Origin of the sequence: Aeromonas sp. 2HA2, assembly GCF_029237345.1 — a bacterium.
Taxonomy (GTDB): domain Bacteria; phylum Pseudomonadota; class Gammaproteobacteria; order Enterobacterales; family Aeromonadaceae; genus Aeromonas; species Aeromonas salmonicida.
In genome coordinates this window covers 59999-74532 of the sequence record NZ_JAACGB010000019.1, presented here as the reverse complement: position 1 = coordinate 74532, position 14534 = coordinate 59999, and the positions used below count along the sequence as shown (strand labels likewise).

The 14534-nt window shown below is 57.3% G+C and carries 9 protein-coding genes; 6 read left to right on the top strand and 3 right to left on the bottom strand.

What is annotated here, in order from left to right; translation table 11 throughout:
* Positions 1–53 precede the first annotated feature (53 nt).
* From GWQ29_RS19625 to GWQ29_RS19615, 3 genes are all read left to right on the top strand, one after another.
* Positions 54–3122, top strand: a complete 3069-nt coding sequence (locus GWQ29_RS19625; RefSeq protein WP_275920139.1) for a type I secretion C-terminal target domain-containing protein — start codon at positions 54–56, stop codon at positions 3120–3122.
* Positions 3123–3208: 86 nt separating this feature from the next.
* Positions 3209–3766 carry a hypothetical protein gene (locus tag GWQ29_RS19620; protein ID WP_275920138.1) on the top strand — a complete coding sequence of 186 codons (558 nt, stop codon included), beginning with the start codon at positions 3209–3211 and terminating at the stop codon, positions 3764–3766.
* Positions 3767–3822: 56 nt separating this feature from the next.
* The gene (locus GWQ29_RS19615) at positions 3823–4527 is read left to right on the top strand and encodes an SIMPL domain-containing protein (RefSeq protein WP_275920137.1); all 705 of its coding nucleotides are present in this window, start codon (positions 3823–3825) and stop codon (positions 4525–4527) included.
* A 270-nt stretch (positions 4528–4797) separates the two neighbouring features.
* On the opposite strand, the gene GWQ29_RS19610 is transcribed toward GWQ29_RS19615, so the two are convergent.
* Positions 4798–6174, bottom strand: coding sequence for an amino acid permease (locus tag GWQ29_RS19610; RefSeq protein WP_275920136.1), 1377 nt, complete (start codon positions 6172–6174; stop codon positions 4798–4800).
* A 361-nt stretch (positions 6175–6535) separates the two neighbouring features.
* Between GWQ29_RS19610 and GWQ29_RS19605 the strand changes: the two genes are divergently transcribed.
* Positions 6536–6823, top strand: a complete 288-nt coding sequence (locus GWQ29_RS19605; protein WP_275920135.1) for a hypothetical protein — start codon at positions 6536–6538, stop codon at positions 6821–6823.
* Positions 6824–6951: 128 nt separating this feature from the next.
* Here the strand turns inward: GWQ29_RS19605 and GWQ29_RS19600 are convergent, their stop codons facing one another.
* Positions 6952–7764 carry a pyruvate, water dikinase regulatory protein gene (locus GWQ29_RS19600; protein ID WP_219593709.1) on the bottom strand — a complete coding sequence of 271 codons (813 nt, stop codon included), beginning with the start codon at positions 7762–7764 and terminating at the stop codon, positions 6952–6954.
* Positions 7765–8084: 320 nt separating this feature from the next.
* Between GWQ29_RS19600 and ppsA the strand changes: the two genes are divergently transcribed.
* Both ppsA and GWQ29_RS19590 read left to right on the top strand, forming a co-directional pair.
* Entirely contained in the window at positions 8085–10463 is a 2379-nt protein-coding gene (gene ppsA, locus GWQ29_RS19595) for a phosphoenolpyruvate synthase (protein WP_275920134.1), read from the top strand.
* Positions 10464–10817: 354 nt separating this feature from the next.
* Positions 10818–11795: an AraC family transcriptional regulator gene (locus GWQ29_RS19590; protein WP_265462798.1), complete on the top strand. Its 978-nt coding sequence runs from the start codon at positions 10818–10820 to the stop codon at positions 11793–11795.
* A gap of 96 nt (positions 11796–11891) precedes the next feature.
* Here GWQ29_RS19590 and GWQ29_RS19585 read toward each other — a convergent pair whose 3' ends face one another.
* Positions 11892–14273 (bottom strand): glycoside hydrolase family 3 N-terminal domain-containing protein, encoded by a 2382-nt coding sequence (locus tag GWQ29_RS19585; protein ID WP_275920133.1) that lies wholly within the window; start codon positions 14271–14273, stop codon positions 11892–11894.
* Positions 14274–14534: the final 261 nt, after the last annotated feature.

Below are 14534 nucleotides of genomic sequence, written 5' to 3'. Positions count from 1 at the left end.
CGAGCGTGGCGGGTGTGCCGGGCTTTACCTTGCCGGCGGACTGGAGCGGGGTAGTGAATGGCAATGTGGCGGGGACCACGGACGAGGGCGGGGCTGCCAATCAGGACTTCACCGTGACGGTCACGGCGACCAACGATGCCCCCATGCTGACCGTCTCGGATCTGCGTATCTCTGAAGAGGGGTTGCTTGGGGCCAATCCGGATAATTCACCCAATCCGGGCGATACCACTGACAGCACATCAGCCAATGCCACGGCAGGTGTGACGGACATCGACAGCAGTGCCTTTACCTTCACTCTCTCAGCACCATCCAGCTTGAGCTCCGGTGGGCAGCCTGTTGTGTGGAGCGGTATCGGCTCTGCGATCCTGGTTGGCTCTGTGGGTGGGAACCCGGTCATACAGGTATCTGTGGATCCGACTGGCAAATACACGGTCGACCTGCTTGGCCCCATTGATCATGAGTTTGGAGACAATCAGGAAGGGCTGGAGACATTTACATTCAACCTGTCGGTCAGCGACGGTGATTTGAGTGATACCAAACAGGTCACTGTTGTCATTGAAGACGATGAGCCCTTGCAGCCTGTCGATCTTAATACCCGTGTCGAGGAGTTTTCGAATCCAGGCACCAATCTGATGATCATTTTGGATACATCAGGCAGCATGGATTACGCCTCAGGAGTGGCTGGATTTGCTACTCGAATGGCCATTGCCAAGGCATCCATTTTGCAGCTCATTGGTGATTATGACGATGTAGGGGACGTAATGGTGCGTCTGGTTGGTTTTGCCAGCTCGGCAACCACTAACTTCCTGGGATCTGGCGATGTCTGGCTGACAGCCACTCAGGCTTTGAATGTCATCAATGGTATTACCGACTACTTGGGCAACGGTGGGACGGACTATGACGATGCTCTGATCAAGGCTATGTCAGCTTACGACTCGGCAGGAAAAATCATCGGTGGTCAGAGTGTGCTGTATTTCCTCTCCGATGGCCAGCCAACCGAAAGTACCAATTGGCCTGATGTAAGTGGTACGGGAAGTTCAGGCATCAATACGGCGGAACAAGCCGCTTGGGAAGCCTTCCTCAATAGCAACGATATCAATGCTTATGCTCTGGGCATGGGGACGGGGGCAACGGCTGGTGCGCTGGCGCCGATAGCTTACAACGGAAGCACTGGCCAACAGCAACCAGCCATCATTGTCACAGACTTGAGCCAATTGGCGTCGACCCTGTCCGGAACTGTACAAGTTCCAACGATAGGGAATCTGCTGACGGATGCGGGGGTCGAATTTGGGGCAGATGGTCCGGCGGCCTTGCCCATCACCAGCATCTCTCATGATGCAGATGGTAATCCCGCAACCCCGGATGTGGTGTATACCACAGCTTATTCCGGCTACAACGCAATAACCCATGTACTGACAATTCCTACCCATGGTGGAGGAACTTTCTCAGTCAATCTGTTGACCGGGGCGTATAGCTATAGCTTGTCGTTGGATGTGGCAAATGACTATACAGAGACCTTCCGCTACACCATCAGAGATGCAGATGGGGATGTGAAGACCGGCGTACTCAACATGATCACTACGGATTCCAGTGACGTTGTTGCCTATGACAATGGCAACGAAGCGTTGGTGTACGAGATCCCTGTGCCGGGTGTCACTTCCAGTACCATGCTGGCCGACTTTCAGACTACGACCAACGGGAGCGGTGCTGGGTATAACCCTTGGGTCTATGACACTTCAGGTGGCAATACCAGTGTGATTGATCTGGGGGGGAGTACGATCGCCAGCGCCATAGTGACTAATGGTGACAAGTGGATAGTGAGCACTCAGAACGGATCTGGCCTTTCTAACCTGGATGGCACTGTGTCTGGTTCTGAACTGCGTCTAGTCGATAACAATGGCTCATCATCGGGCGGGGTCCAGATGTTGACGCCGGAGTTCGTTACCAGCGCAACCGGAACCACCACCTTAAGCTTCGATTACGATAGGGCCAATGTGCATAGTAACGATATCGTGACCTGGAGCCTGTATAAATTTGACGGTGCCAACTGGGTGCAGCAAGCCGGCGCGGGTTATAGCGGTTTTCTGTCGACGGATCCTGGGTCAACAACAACCCTCACCACTGGTAATCTTGAGGCAGCCACGCGTTATCGCGTCCACTTCTCGGTGAATGATGGCGGCGGCAACAATGATTCACGTCTGGAGCTGGACAATATCAAACTCAACGTGACTGCTGCTGCAACGGTTGCTATCGCATTGACGGCTGCACATGGCAATCTGTTAACCGACCCCAACCACGACATGATGAGTGGCGATCCTTGGGGAAGTGTTGATGCCATCGGAGCGGAGAGCACTGTGCTCAAGATCTGGAATGGCAGCAGCTATACCGCAGTTACCACGAGCCAAACAGTAGTTGGGCTTTATGGCTCACTCGAAGTCTACAGTGATGGTACCTACACCTATACACCGAACCCGGATCTCAACAATGTGGGTAAGGCGGATGTGTTCAACTATCAGCTGGCACAAAGTGATGGAGACCAGGATACAGCTCAGCTGACCATCAATATTGCTTCCAGTGCGACCACTGTCCCGACAGTAATGGAAGGTACCAGTGCCAATGATACCCTCGTAGGCACCAGCGGAGATGATGTATTGCTCGGCCACGATGGTGATGATGTCCTGAATGGCAATGATGGCAATGACCGTCTGGAAGGAGGGGCGGGCAACGACACTTTGATCGGTGGCCTGGGTGATGACATTCTGATCGGCGGCCTAGGCAGCGATACCTTCAAGTGGCTTGCTGGCGATGCTGATGGCAGTACGGACAACATCACGGACTTTACCCTGGGGAATATGGCCAGTGGGGGGGATGTGCTGGATCTGTCTGATTTGCTGGTTGGGGTTCCCACTGGCGGCAGCAACAATGATTTGGCGGCGGCGTTGGACAGTTACTTGCAGTTTGATACCGCCAACAAGACGTTGACGATAGACCCTGATGGTGTGGTCGGTGGTTCCGAGCTGACGATTCAGTTCCAGAACTCCCTTGATCTTGCCTCCTTGGGTTCTAACCAGGATATCATCAAGCAACTGCTGGATGATGGTAACCTCAAGGTTGATCCGTAATCAGGTAGCGGGGCCGGGCTATGCCTGGCCCCTGTTTTTTGACTGAGGGGGCGGCTAAGATAGCGGCAGTAGAAGAGAGGGTCACCATGCAGTCATTTAATTGGGTCGATATTGATGGCATTCGCTATAGCTGGGACGGGCAGGGCAGCATTACCTGCACCGGCCAGTTTGGCTATCAGGCAACCATGGCGGGTGACCGGATTGACGGGCTGGATCTTGAAAGCGAAGATGGCGACGTGGCGGGTTCTCTCAATGTGGACTTCGCGGCGGCCACCATCGCATTTAATCCGGCAATGGATGCTGAGCCACCTCACAGGGTGGTGCTGGTCGGGCATGATGAGGGGCAGCAGGAGTATTCGCTGCAGAGTTTGAGCCATGCCTGCTTGCAGGATCTGCTCATTCACTCCGACAGTATCGACTGTGCTCCACTGACCACATCCACGCTGTCAGACCCCATTAGCCAGGTACAGGGACATGTTCTGTCGTGGGATTCGTTCCATTTTGATGATGAAGACCTGATCACTTCCCGCAGTGTCGCACCTGTTGCCTCGAGTCATCCTGAGCCGATGGGCAATGAGATCAGCATCAGTATCGATATGACCAATCAGGTACTGGATCAGATACCGCCATTGCACGATATATGAATCCCATTCAGCCACGGGCATAATGACCTCACTCTAATTGATTGAGGTTTTTTTATATGTGGCGTTCCCTTCTTACCCTTTCCGCTCTGGTTGTCAGTGCTCCGTTATTCGCGCTCGAAGTACCGCAAGCCCCACATCTGGTGGTTAGTGGTTATGCCGAGCAAAAGGCCGAACCCGATATGCTGACCCTCAATGTTGCAGTCACTGCGTTGGAAAAGCAGGGCATCAAGGCCAAGCAGCAGGTCGATAGCAAGGTTGCAGCCTTCTTTGGTCAGCTGGAAGGGCTGGGCATCAAGCGCAGCGATGTGGATGCGGGCAACCTGGTGATTTCTCCCGAGTATCAGTATCCGCAGAACAAGAAACCGGAACTGGTGGGATACCGTGCCCAGCGTCAACTCGCGGTCAAACTCTACCAGCTCGACAAACTGAGCGGGCTGATGGATACCGCTCTCAAGGCCGGTCTGGAGTCAGTCTCCCAGATTGAGTACGGTCTCAAGTCGCCGCAGATCATCAAGGAGCAGGCTCGTATTGGTGCGGTCGAGGATGCCAAGAACAAGGCGGAGTCCCTGGCCAAGGCGTTCGGCATGAAGCTTGGCAAGGTTTACAGCGTGGAGTACCGCAACAATACCCCCATGCCCATCTATAGCCGTGCACTCAAGGCCGCCGCCATGGCCCCTGCCGCCGATATGATGGAAAACAGTTATCAACAGCAGCAGATCAGCATCACGGACAACGTGGAAGCCGTCTTCCTGCTGGAGTAAGGGGATGGCCTCCGGCCCTGTCCCTCACCTGTCCCAAGCCCGAGGCTCACCCCTTGGGCTTGTTGTTTTTACGGCAGTTGTTTGCGCGCATCAGCGAGCAAGTGATGTCGCCTGGCGGGCAGCAGGTTCCCGCTCTTGCAGGCTCGATGACAGGCAAGGGGGGCAGGCTTGATGGCTTGCATCCCTGTGCTCAGCATCTGGCAGCAGATAGAAGATGGATAGAAAAATGCCGGTCACTGACCGGCATTTGAATAACGAGCGTCGGAAAAATCAGCCAAGGTCGGCGGCAAGACGTCCCTGACGTTTCAGCTTGAGTTGATAACCGATGGCCAGCACGACGATCCAGACCGGGATGAGCAGCACCGAGATCTGGATGCCTGGGGTCAGGTACATGATGACCAGAATACCGGCCATGAAGGCGAGGCAGAGGTAGTTACCCAGCGGATACCAGAACGCCTTGAACTTGGGCTCAACCCCTTCGGCCTGCTTGCTCTTGCGAAACTTCAGGTGCGCAAGGCTTATCATGGCCCAGTTGATGACTAGGGCCGAGACCACCAGTGCCATCAGCAGCTCGAACGCCTTGCCCGGCATCAGGTAGTTGATCAGCACGCACAAGAGCGTTGCCGCTGCGGAGACCGAGATGGCCACTACGGGCACACCGCTCTTGCTGGTTTTGAGCAGGCTGCGCGGGCCGTTGCCTTGCTTGGCCAGACCGAACAGCATGCGGCTGTTGCAGTAGACACAGCTGTTGTAGACCGACAATGCAGCGGTCAGCACCACCATGTTGAGCACGGTTGCCACCAGGTTGCTATCCAGCGCGTGGAAAATCATCACGAAGGGACTGCCGCCTTCCACGACCTTGCCCCAGGGATAGAGGGACATCAGCACGGCCAGGGCGCCAATGTAGAAAATCAGGATGCGGTAGATCACCTGATTGGTGGCCTTGGGAATGCTCTTCTCGGGGTCATCCGCCTCTGCGGCCGTGATCCCTACCAGCTCAAGGCCACCGAACGAGAACATGATCACCGCCATCGCCATCACCAGACCGCTGATGCCGTTGGGGAAGAAACCGCCCTGGTCCCACAGATTGGAGATGCTGGCATCCGGTCCGCCGTTGCCGCTGGCGAGCAGGTAGCCGCCAAAGCCAATCATGCCGACGATGGCGACCACCTTGATGATGGCAAACCAGAACTCCATCTCGCCGAACGCCTTGACGTTGGAGAGGTTGATGGCGTTGATCAGCACGAAGAAGACTGCAGCCGACATCCAGGTCGGGATCTCGGGCCACCAGTACTGAACATAGATGCCGACCGCCGTCAGCTCGGCCATGCTCACCAGTACGTAGAGTACCCAGTAGTTCCAGCCGGAGGCGAAACCGGCGAAGTCACCCCAGTATTTGTAGGCAAAGTGGCTGAACGAGCCCGCCACCGGCTCTTCCACCACCATCTCGCCCAGCTGGCGCATGATGAGGAAGGCGATAAAGCCGCCGATGGCATAGCCGAGCAGCACTGAGGGGCCCGCCATCTTGATGGTCTGGGCAATCCCGAGAAACAGGCCGGTCCCTATGGCACCGCCCAATGCGATGAGCTGGATATGGCGGTTTTTCAGGCCGCGCTTCAGCTCCTCGCCGTCTTGTTGAAGATCCATTCTTCCTTCCTTACGTCTCTGATGTCACTCGTCTGTCATCTCGCCCGTCGAGTCACTCCATGTGACCTTGCACGGCAATGCGTGCTTGAAACGTGACGAAATCCGTATTTATTTCGTTACGGTAGGTCGCTTGCTGTTTTTTGTAGCGGCTACCAACGGAAGCAGAATAGTGATAATCAGCGGTCAACGCACCTGTTTTCCTTATCATTCGTTGGTTTTTTCAGCATCAAGCAGGTTTTTCAGGACTCCAAATACAAAAAGAGGAGTGGCTGGCTGCATTATGAACAATCGAATGCTGTTCAGTTGACTCTTTCGGTGATTCCTGTTTTATAAAGCCTCCTCCGTGAAAAGGACAGGCTTCATGCAACGTATTATTGGCAGCCTGTTGGCCGTCGCGCTCTGGTTGACGGTCTGGCTCTCGCCCCTGTTGCTTGCCATGGCGGCGGGATGCATGCTGGTCTGGGCCGTGCAGGGTGATGACTATCTGGTGATGCACTTTCGAGCTGTACTGCTGACAGCTGGCGCTGTTGGTTTGCTGCCGGCGCTCTGGTTGACCGAACGGGTACGCAGGCGCTATGGCGTGCTCAACTTTTACGCCATGCTGATGAACAACAAGGAGTTGAACAGCACTGGCTCTCGTCCCCGCTAGCTGTGCCACAAAAACGGAGCCATATGCTACAGCATTGGGCTCCGTTTTCATTTCTGCTTATCTGTCCCGTCAACTTGCCACCCGGGATGAAGTCGGCAGTGCGTTGATCTCCAGGATATTTTCCCCTTTCAATAGAGCTGACGGCGCATGCCGGTAGCCTCCAGAATTTTCGCGCTTATCTCCTCCACCGAGTGAGAACTGGTGTCGAGGAAGCGGATCGCCTCCTGGCGAAATAGCCGCTCCACGCTTGCCAACTCCTGCTCGCACTGCTCCAGCGAAGAGTAGCGGCTGTTGGCGCGGCGCTGATTGCGGATCTCGTGCAGCCGCTGGGGCGTTATGGTGAGGCCGAACAGCTTGTGGCGATTGGCCTTGAGGGCGGTGGGCAGCACCAGGGTGCCCATGTCCTGTTCGATAAAGGGATAGTTGGCGGCGCGAATGCCAAATTGCAACGCCAGATAGAGGCTGGTTGGCGTCTTGCCACAGCGGGAGACCCCGATGAGGATGATGTCCGCCTCTTCATACTCCTTGGTGGTGATGCCGTCGTCGTTGGCCAGTGCGAAGTTGACCGCCTCGATGCGATCGTCATAGAGCTTGCGGTTCTCCATGCCGTGGGTGCGATGCAGTCTCGGCTCGGCCTTGACCCCCAGCTCCTGTTCCAGCGGGCTGACGAAGGTGTTGAGAAAGTCGTGGCCGCTCGCCTGGGCCTTGAGCACCTCTTCTCGCACCTGCGGGTCGACTATGGTGTGAAACAGTATGGGGCGCAGCCCGGTCTGGCGGAACTGCTCGTCGATACGCGCCCGCACTTGCCTGGCTTTCTCCAGGGTCTCTACGAAGGGGATGGTGACTTGTTCGAACACCAGTGGAAACTGGCTCAACACGGCGTGACCGAATACTTCGGCCGTGATGGCAGTGCCGTCGGAAACATAGAATACGGTGTGCACGATGCGCTCCTGTGATACGGGTTGGCGAGGTTGCGAGCAGTCAGTATCTCTCGAAACCATATCTATTTTGTCAACCGGTCTGCTGTTCCCAAGTTGTGAAGTGGCTTGCAAACCTGAGTCGTTACCTTTTTGTGTTGGCATTGTAGAATGTCTGTGTCATTCGACCATCCCCAAATCTTGCTCGGGGATTTTTTTGACAATAAGTAGAAAACGTTTTCATGGTCGTTGGCAACAGTAGAAACGGACAATAACGCATATAACTCACGCACCTAATTTGGCGCAGAAGGTGCCATGGCACCCGAGCCCACCAACCTGGAGACATGCAAGTGCAACAGTACGTACTCTGGTACGAACAACTCGGAATGCAAGATGTAGAACGAGTTGGCGGCAAGAACGCATCCCTTGGCGAGATGATCAGCAACCTCTCTGGTGCCGGTGTATCCGTGCCGGGTGGCTTTGCGACCACGGCCTTTGCGTTTAACGAGTTTCTGGAGTCAAGCGGCCTCAACGGCAAGATCCATGATCTGCTCGATACCCTGGATGTGGACGACATAGGCGCCCTCAACCAGGCCGGTCAGCAGATCCGCGACTGGGTGATCGAAGCCCCGTTCCAGCCTGCACTGGAACAAGCCATCTGCGCTGCCTACGACAAGCTGAGTGCGGGTCTGGATGCCTCTTTCGCGGTGCGCTCCTCCGCCACCGCCGAGGATATGCCGGACGCTTCCTTTGCCGGTCAGCAGGAGACCTTCCTCAACGTACGCGGCATCGATGCCGTCATGATTGCCGTCAAGCATGTGTTTGCTTCACTGTTCAACGACCGCGCCATCTCCTATCGGGTGCACCAGGGTTATGACCACAAGGGCGTGGCGCTTTCGGCCGGGGTGCAGCGCATGGTGCGCTCGGATCTCGCCGCCTCCGGCGTCATGTTCACCCTGGATACCGAATCCGGTTTTAATGACGTGGTCTTTATTACAGGCGCTCAGGGCCTGGGCGAGATGGTGGTGCAGGGTGCAGTCAACCCGGATGAGTTTTATGTGCACAAGCCAACCCTCAGGGGCGGGCGCCGTGCCGTGGTGCGCAAGACCCTCGGCTCCAAGCTCATCAAGATGACCTACTCGGACGATGCCGGTCATGGCCGTCAGGTGAAGATCGTCGACACCAGCGAGACCGAGCGCAACAGCTTCTGTATCACGGATGCCGAGGTGATGGAGCTGGCCAAGCAGGCCCTCATCATAGAGCAGCACTATGGTCGCCCCATGGATATCGAGTGGGCCAAGGATGGACAGGATGGCCAGCTCTACATAGTGCAGGCGCGTCCCGAGACGGTGCGCAGCCGCCAGGAGGCCAACACACTCGAACGTTTTGCCCTTAAACAGGCGGGCAAGGTGCTGATCGAAGGGCGTGCCATCGGCCACAAGATTGGTGCGGGCCCGGCGCGGGTTATCTCCTCCATCAGCCAGATGGACGAGGTGCAGTCCGGCGATGTGCTGGTCACCGACATGACGGATCCGGACTGGGAGCCCATCATGAAGCGGGCCTCCGCCATCGTCACCAACCGTGGCGGGCGTACCTGTCACGCCGCCATCATAGCCCGGGAGCTGGGTATTCCGGCCGTAGTGGGTTGCGGCAACGCCACCGATCATATTGCCCCGGGTCAGCTCATCACTGTCTCCTGCGCGGAAGGGGATACCGGCTTAATCTATGACGGCGAGCTCGATTTCGATGTGGCTGTGACCGAAGTGGGCAACATGCCACCCTTGCCCATCAAGATCATGATGAACGTCGGCAATCCGGACCGGGCGTTTGATTTCGCCCAGCTGCCCAATGCCGGTGTGGGTCTGGCGCGGCTCGAGTTCATCATCAATCGCATGATTGGTGTGCATCCCAAGGCCTTGCTGGAATTCGACCAGCAGAGCCCGGAACTTCAGGCCACCATCCGCAAGATGATCGCAGGCTACGACAACCCGAGGGAATACTATGTCGCCAAGCTGACCGAGGGGATCGCCACCCTGGGTGCGGCCTTCTGGCCGGAGCGGGTCATAGTGCGGATGTCGGACTTCAAGTCCAACGAGTACGCCAACCTGGTCGGCGGCCGTGACTATGAGCCTCACGAAGAGAACCCCATGATAGGGTTCCGTGGCGCGGCACGTTACATCGCCGACAGTTTCCGTCCCTGCTTTGCGCTGGAGTGTGAAGCCATCAAGCGGGTGCGCGACGTCATGGGGTTGACCAACGTTGAGGTGATGATCCCCTTCGTGCGCACAGTGGGTGAGGCCGCCCAGGTGATCGACATCCTGGCCGAGAACGGGCTGCGCCGTGGCGAGCGGGGGCTCAAGGTGATCATGATGTGCGAGATCCCCTCCAACGCCCTGCTGGCGGATCAGTTCCTGCAGCACGTGGATGGCTTCTCCATCGGCTCCAACGACATGACCCAGCTTACGCTCGGACTGGACAGGGATTCGGGCCTCATCGCCCACCTGTTCGACGAACGCAACGAGGCGGTCAAGGCGTTGCTGTCGATGGCCATCCAGGCTGCGCGCAAGGCGGGCAAGTATGTCGGCATCTGCGGTCAGGGCCCCTCGGATCATCCTGACTTTGCCGCCTGGCTGGTCGAGCAGGGTATAGACTCTGTGTCTCTCAACCCGGATACAGTGGTCGATACCTGGCTCTATCTGGCGGAGCAACACAAGGCTCGCTGAGTCTGTGTTGATTAACAACTGCGATAATAAAAACGGCGCCCTGAAAGGGCGCCGTTTTTATCTTTTAATGACTGCTCGGTATTATTTTTACGCCATATTTTTACTTCTCTGCCAAAATAAGCGCGCCAGATCCTGATCTTACACTCCGTTACATAGGTTCATTCCCTTACCACGCCATAATAACCCTGCCATGTCATGGACAGACTGGCGGATCACCATATTCACGTCATGTCGGGTCAGGTTGAAAATATAGGTTCCACTTGTACTCGATGCATCAATAAATATGTTTCTTGTTATTAATGTGGCCAGGGCAGGCAAATGTCACAGAGCGTATCAAATCAAGTGATCAGAAGAATGCTGGCAGCCTGTCAGCAGCAAGGGGGAGATACGGATGCCATCCTGATGGCTGCCGGTCTGACGCCATTCGATATCCACCGTGAGCATGGCCGGATCCAGGCCCACAGCCATTACCGCATGCTGAGCCTGATGCAGCGGCATCTGAATGGCTTTCACGAGGGCATACTGTCTTACGATATCGCCGAGCTCTACCAGCACTATCCGGCGCTCATCAGTCTATGCCTGAACCAGCCGTCCCCTCGCGCCGCCATCAAAGCCCTGCTGGCCTATCGCACCGTCATCGGCAACTGCGACGATTTTCAGGTGAGGGAGGGGGCGTCTCACACCCAATATGAATATATCAATCAAGGGCCTGCCGCCCTGGGCGCCAGCCAGGCCATCCCCAATTTCGTCATCCTCTACCGGATTTTGCGGGTCTATGTGCCAAACCTGACGGTGTCGGTGGGCCTCATTGGCACGCCGCTGGGCTCTCACCGTCAGATGGATCACTTCTTTGGAACCCACTGTCGCTGGGATCAGTCTGGCAACACCCTGACCATAAGCAATGCCCTGCTGGATAGCCGAGCCGATAGCTATAACGGGCCCCTTTGCCGTTTGCAGACAAGCCAGCTTGAGCATATCTGCCTCGACATTGATGAGCGGGTGCCCTTTGCCAATCTGGTGGCTGACATGATCCGCTATAACATTCGCAGCGGTGTCATGGAGTGCGATGACAATTTACTCAAGGATGTCTGCTCGGCCATGAATATCAGCCGCTGGACCCTGAACCGGAAATTGCAGGGGGAGGGCAGCAGCTTCTCGGCTATTTTGAAACAGGTCAAGATGATGGAGGCGTGCCGTTTATTGGGGGATGGGGACCAGCCACTGCAAAATATCAGCGACCTGATGGGTTTTTCCTCCCAGAGTGCCTTCAATCGTTTCTTCAAGGCCAATACCAATATGACGCCGCTGGCTTACCGAAATACTCGCCAATAATAACGGCGCTGGTCTCGTCAAGCTTTCCCGGTACAGAAAATGGGAGCGCACGTTAGCACGCCGCTCCCATCATTTTATGCTGTCACTGTCGCCGGCTTATTTGGTGACAGTGGTCACTGTGGCAGGGTCCACGCCTTCCGGCAGGGCCAGGGTGCCCGGGGTCGTGCTGCTCACCACTATCTCCTTGCTCACCGTGAAGGTGACTGGCGTGGTGGCGGAGACATCCGAAGAGGGGCTGATGTAGGCGCTGTAACTGCCCGGCTCCACTATCCACTGGTTGCTGGCCTCATCGAAGCTGGCGAGTATGCTGGCCGGAATGGTGAAGCTCAGCTGCTCGGCGGCGCCCGGTGCCAGCTGCTTGGTCTTGGCAAAGGCCTTGAGCTCTATGGTCGGTTTTTGCAGTTTGATCTCGGGGGCGGTGACATAGAGCTGGGCCGCCTCCTTGCCTGCCACTGCGCCCGTGTTGGTGATGGTTGCCGTCAGCACCAGGCTGCCGGCCGCGCCATCGGCCAGGGTATTGCTGGCGATCGCGGGGCTGGTGTAGCCGAAGCTGGTGTAGGAGAGGCCAAAGCCGAACAGGTAGGAAACCGCCTTGTCGAAGGTGCTGTAGTAGCGGTAGCCCACATAGATCCCCTCGTTGTAGTAGAGATCGTCCGGCTCGCCGTCACCGTCGGTATCCTCACCCGGGAAGGTGCCGGCGGAGGGCACGCTGGCGTAGCTTAACGGGAAACTCTGGGCCAGCTTGCCACTGGGGTTGACCGCCCCCGACAGCACGTCGGCCACCGCATGGCCGGTTTCCTGACCCGCCATGTAGGCCAGCAGTATGGCGTCCACCTTGTGGCCCCACTGGGCTGTGTCGATGACGCCGTTGACGTTGAGCACCACCACCACCTTTTTGCCCTGGGCGTGGAAGGCGGTGCTCACCGCATCAATAAGGGCGGTCTCGTCATCGCCGAGCAGGTAGTCGCCCTTGCTGTCGGTGCGATCCGCCCCTTCACCGGCCTGACGGCCTATGCTGATGACGGCGACCTCCTGCTCACCGGCAGCCGTAGTGATCAAACTGGCGAGTTCGGGGCTGACGGTGGCCTCATCGCAGGTGTAGTAGCCTTTGGCGCCGAATTGCCCCTCGTGATAGACCTTGTTGGCCTCATAAAAATCGCCGTAGTAAGTTTGCAGCGTGTCGTTGACCGGGAAACGGCTGGCCAGCCCCCGGGCTATGGTGGTGGTGCTGGCGGCGTTCACGTCCCCGCTGCCGGTGCCACCCTTGTAGGTGTTGATCTGGTTGATGCCAAAGCTGGCCACCTTGCTGGTCACGGCGATGGGCAGGGCGGCGGCTTCGTTGCGCAGCAGCACCATGCTTTCGGCACCGGCCTGGCGAGCCAGTTTGGCATGGGCGGCCAGATCCGGGCTGTTGCTGACGGCCAGCTGATTGTAGGAGGGGCTCTTCATCGCCTGGGTCAGGATATGGATGGCGGCCTCGGTCACTTTGGCCTCGTTGAGATCGCCCTGCTCGATGGATTGCTGCAACTGCTCCTTGACGTTGCCAGGTTCAATCAAATCCTGCCCTGCCAGCACCTGCTTGTAGGCGTTGTTGGCCACGTCGCCTGCGAACCAGTCTGACATCACCAGGCCGTCGAATTGCCACTCACCGCGCAGCACATCGGTTATGGCATCCTTGCGCTCGTTGACATAAGTGCCGTTGAACTTGTTGTAGGAGGTCATCACGGCCCAGGGCTGGGCTTCCTCCACCGCGATCTGGAAGCCGCGCAGGTAAATTTCACGGAAGGTTCTCGGCTCGCCGATGTCGTTGATCTGGTTGCGGTTGGTCTCCGAGTTGTTGCCAAAGTAGTGCTTGATGGTGGTGCCGACTCCGTTGCTTTCCACCCCGTTGACCATGGCGGCGCCTATCTTGCCGGTCAGCAGCGGGTCTTCCGAGTAGTACTCGAAGTTGCGGCCATTGAGCGGGTTGCGCTGGATGTTCATGCCGGGTGCCAGCAGGATGTCGACCCCGTACTGGCGCACCTCGTCCCCCATGGCTTCCCCGACGGATTTGACCAGGTTGACGTCCCAGCTGGAGGCGAGCAGGGAGCCGATGGGCCAGGCGGTGGCGTAATAGGTGGCGCTGTCGCCGTCGCGATTGGCGCTGATCCGCAGGCCTGCCGGGCCATCGGCCAGTTTCAGAGCCGGAATGTCGATACCGTCGGCACTGCGCGCCACTCCGTTGATGTAGCCCGCCACCCCGGCGACATCCTGCTTGAGGTTGATGGCGCCGTTGGCGCTGCCATAACCTGGGCCGGAGAGCAGGCTCAGCTTCTCGTCCAGGGTGAGCTTGGCCACCATGGCTTCGGCCTGGCCGCGGTAATAGGCATCGTCTTTTACCAAGGGGTCCGAGTCGTTCTGGTTGCAGCCAACCAGCAGCCCGGCTAGGGCCAGGCTGACACCGAGTGAAACCGCTTTCATTTTTGTCGTGATAGGCATGAAGACTTCCTCGTAACTGTCTGAATAAAAAGGAAAGTGCGATATCGACACCGGCAAGTGATCGGGCCGGGCGGCCGCTCTGATGGCGGGTTCCCATGGATATCGATGACGGCTCAGGGTGGGCCAGGGTGCATGTGCAAGGGTGCAGCCATGGCCGGAGCCGCAGGCAGGTTAGCAAGTCGGGCTGGCTGCGCCTTGCCTTGGCGGAGCGAGAAATGTGCAGTTGGGAGCAAGGGTGCCAAGTTGTGACAGGAGTCGCAT

Excerpts from the sequence above, each read along its gene's own strand:
- GWQ29_RS19620 (WP_275920138.1), top strand. The coding sequence starts at position 3,209 with ATGCAGTCATTTAATTGGGTCGATATTGATGGCATTCGCTATAGCTGG.
- GWQ29_RS19615 (WP_275920137.1), top strand. The coding sequence starts at position 3,823 with ATGTGGCGTTCCCTTCTTACCCTTTCCGCTCTGGTTGTCAGTGCTCCG.
- GWQ29_RS19610 (WP_275920136.1), bottom strand. The coding sequence starts at position 6,174 with ATGGATCTTCAACAAGACGGCGAGGAGCTGAAGCGCGGCCTGAAAAAC.
- GWQ29_RS19605 (WP_275920135.1), top strand. The coding sequence starts at position 6,536 with ATGCAACGTATTATTGGCAGCCTGTTGGCCGTCGCGCTCTGGTTGACG.
- ppsA (WP_275920134.1), top strand. The coding sequence starts at position 8,085 with ATGCAAGTGCAACAGTACGTACTCTGGTACGAACAACTCGGAATGCAA.
- GWQ29_RS19590 (WP_265462798.1), top strand. The coding sequence starts at position 10,818 with ATGCTGGCAGCCTGTCAGCAGCAAGGGGGAGATACGGATGCCATCCTG.
- GWQ29_RS19585 (WP_275920133.1), bottom strand. The coding sequence starts at position 14,273 with ATGCCTATCACGACAAAAATGAAAGCGGTTTCACTCGGTGTCAGCCTG.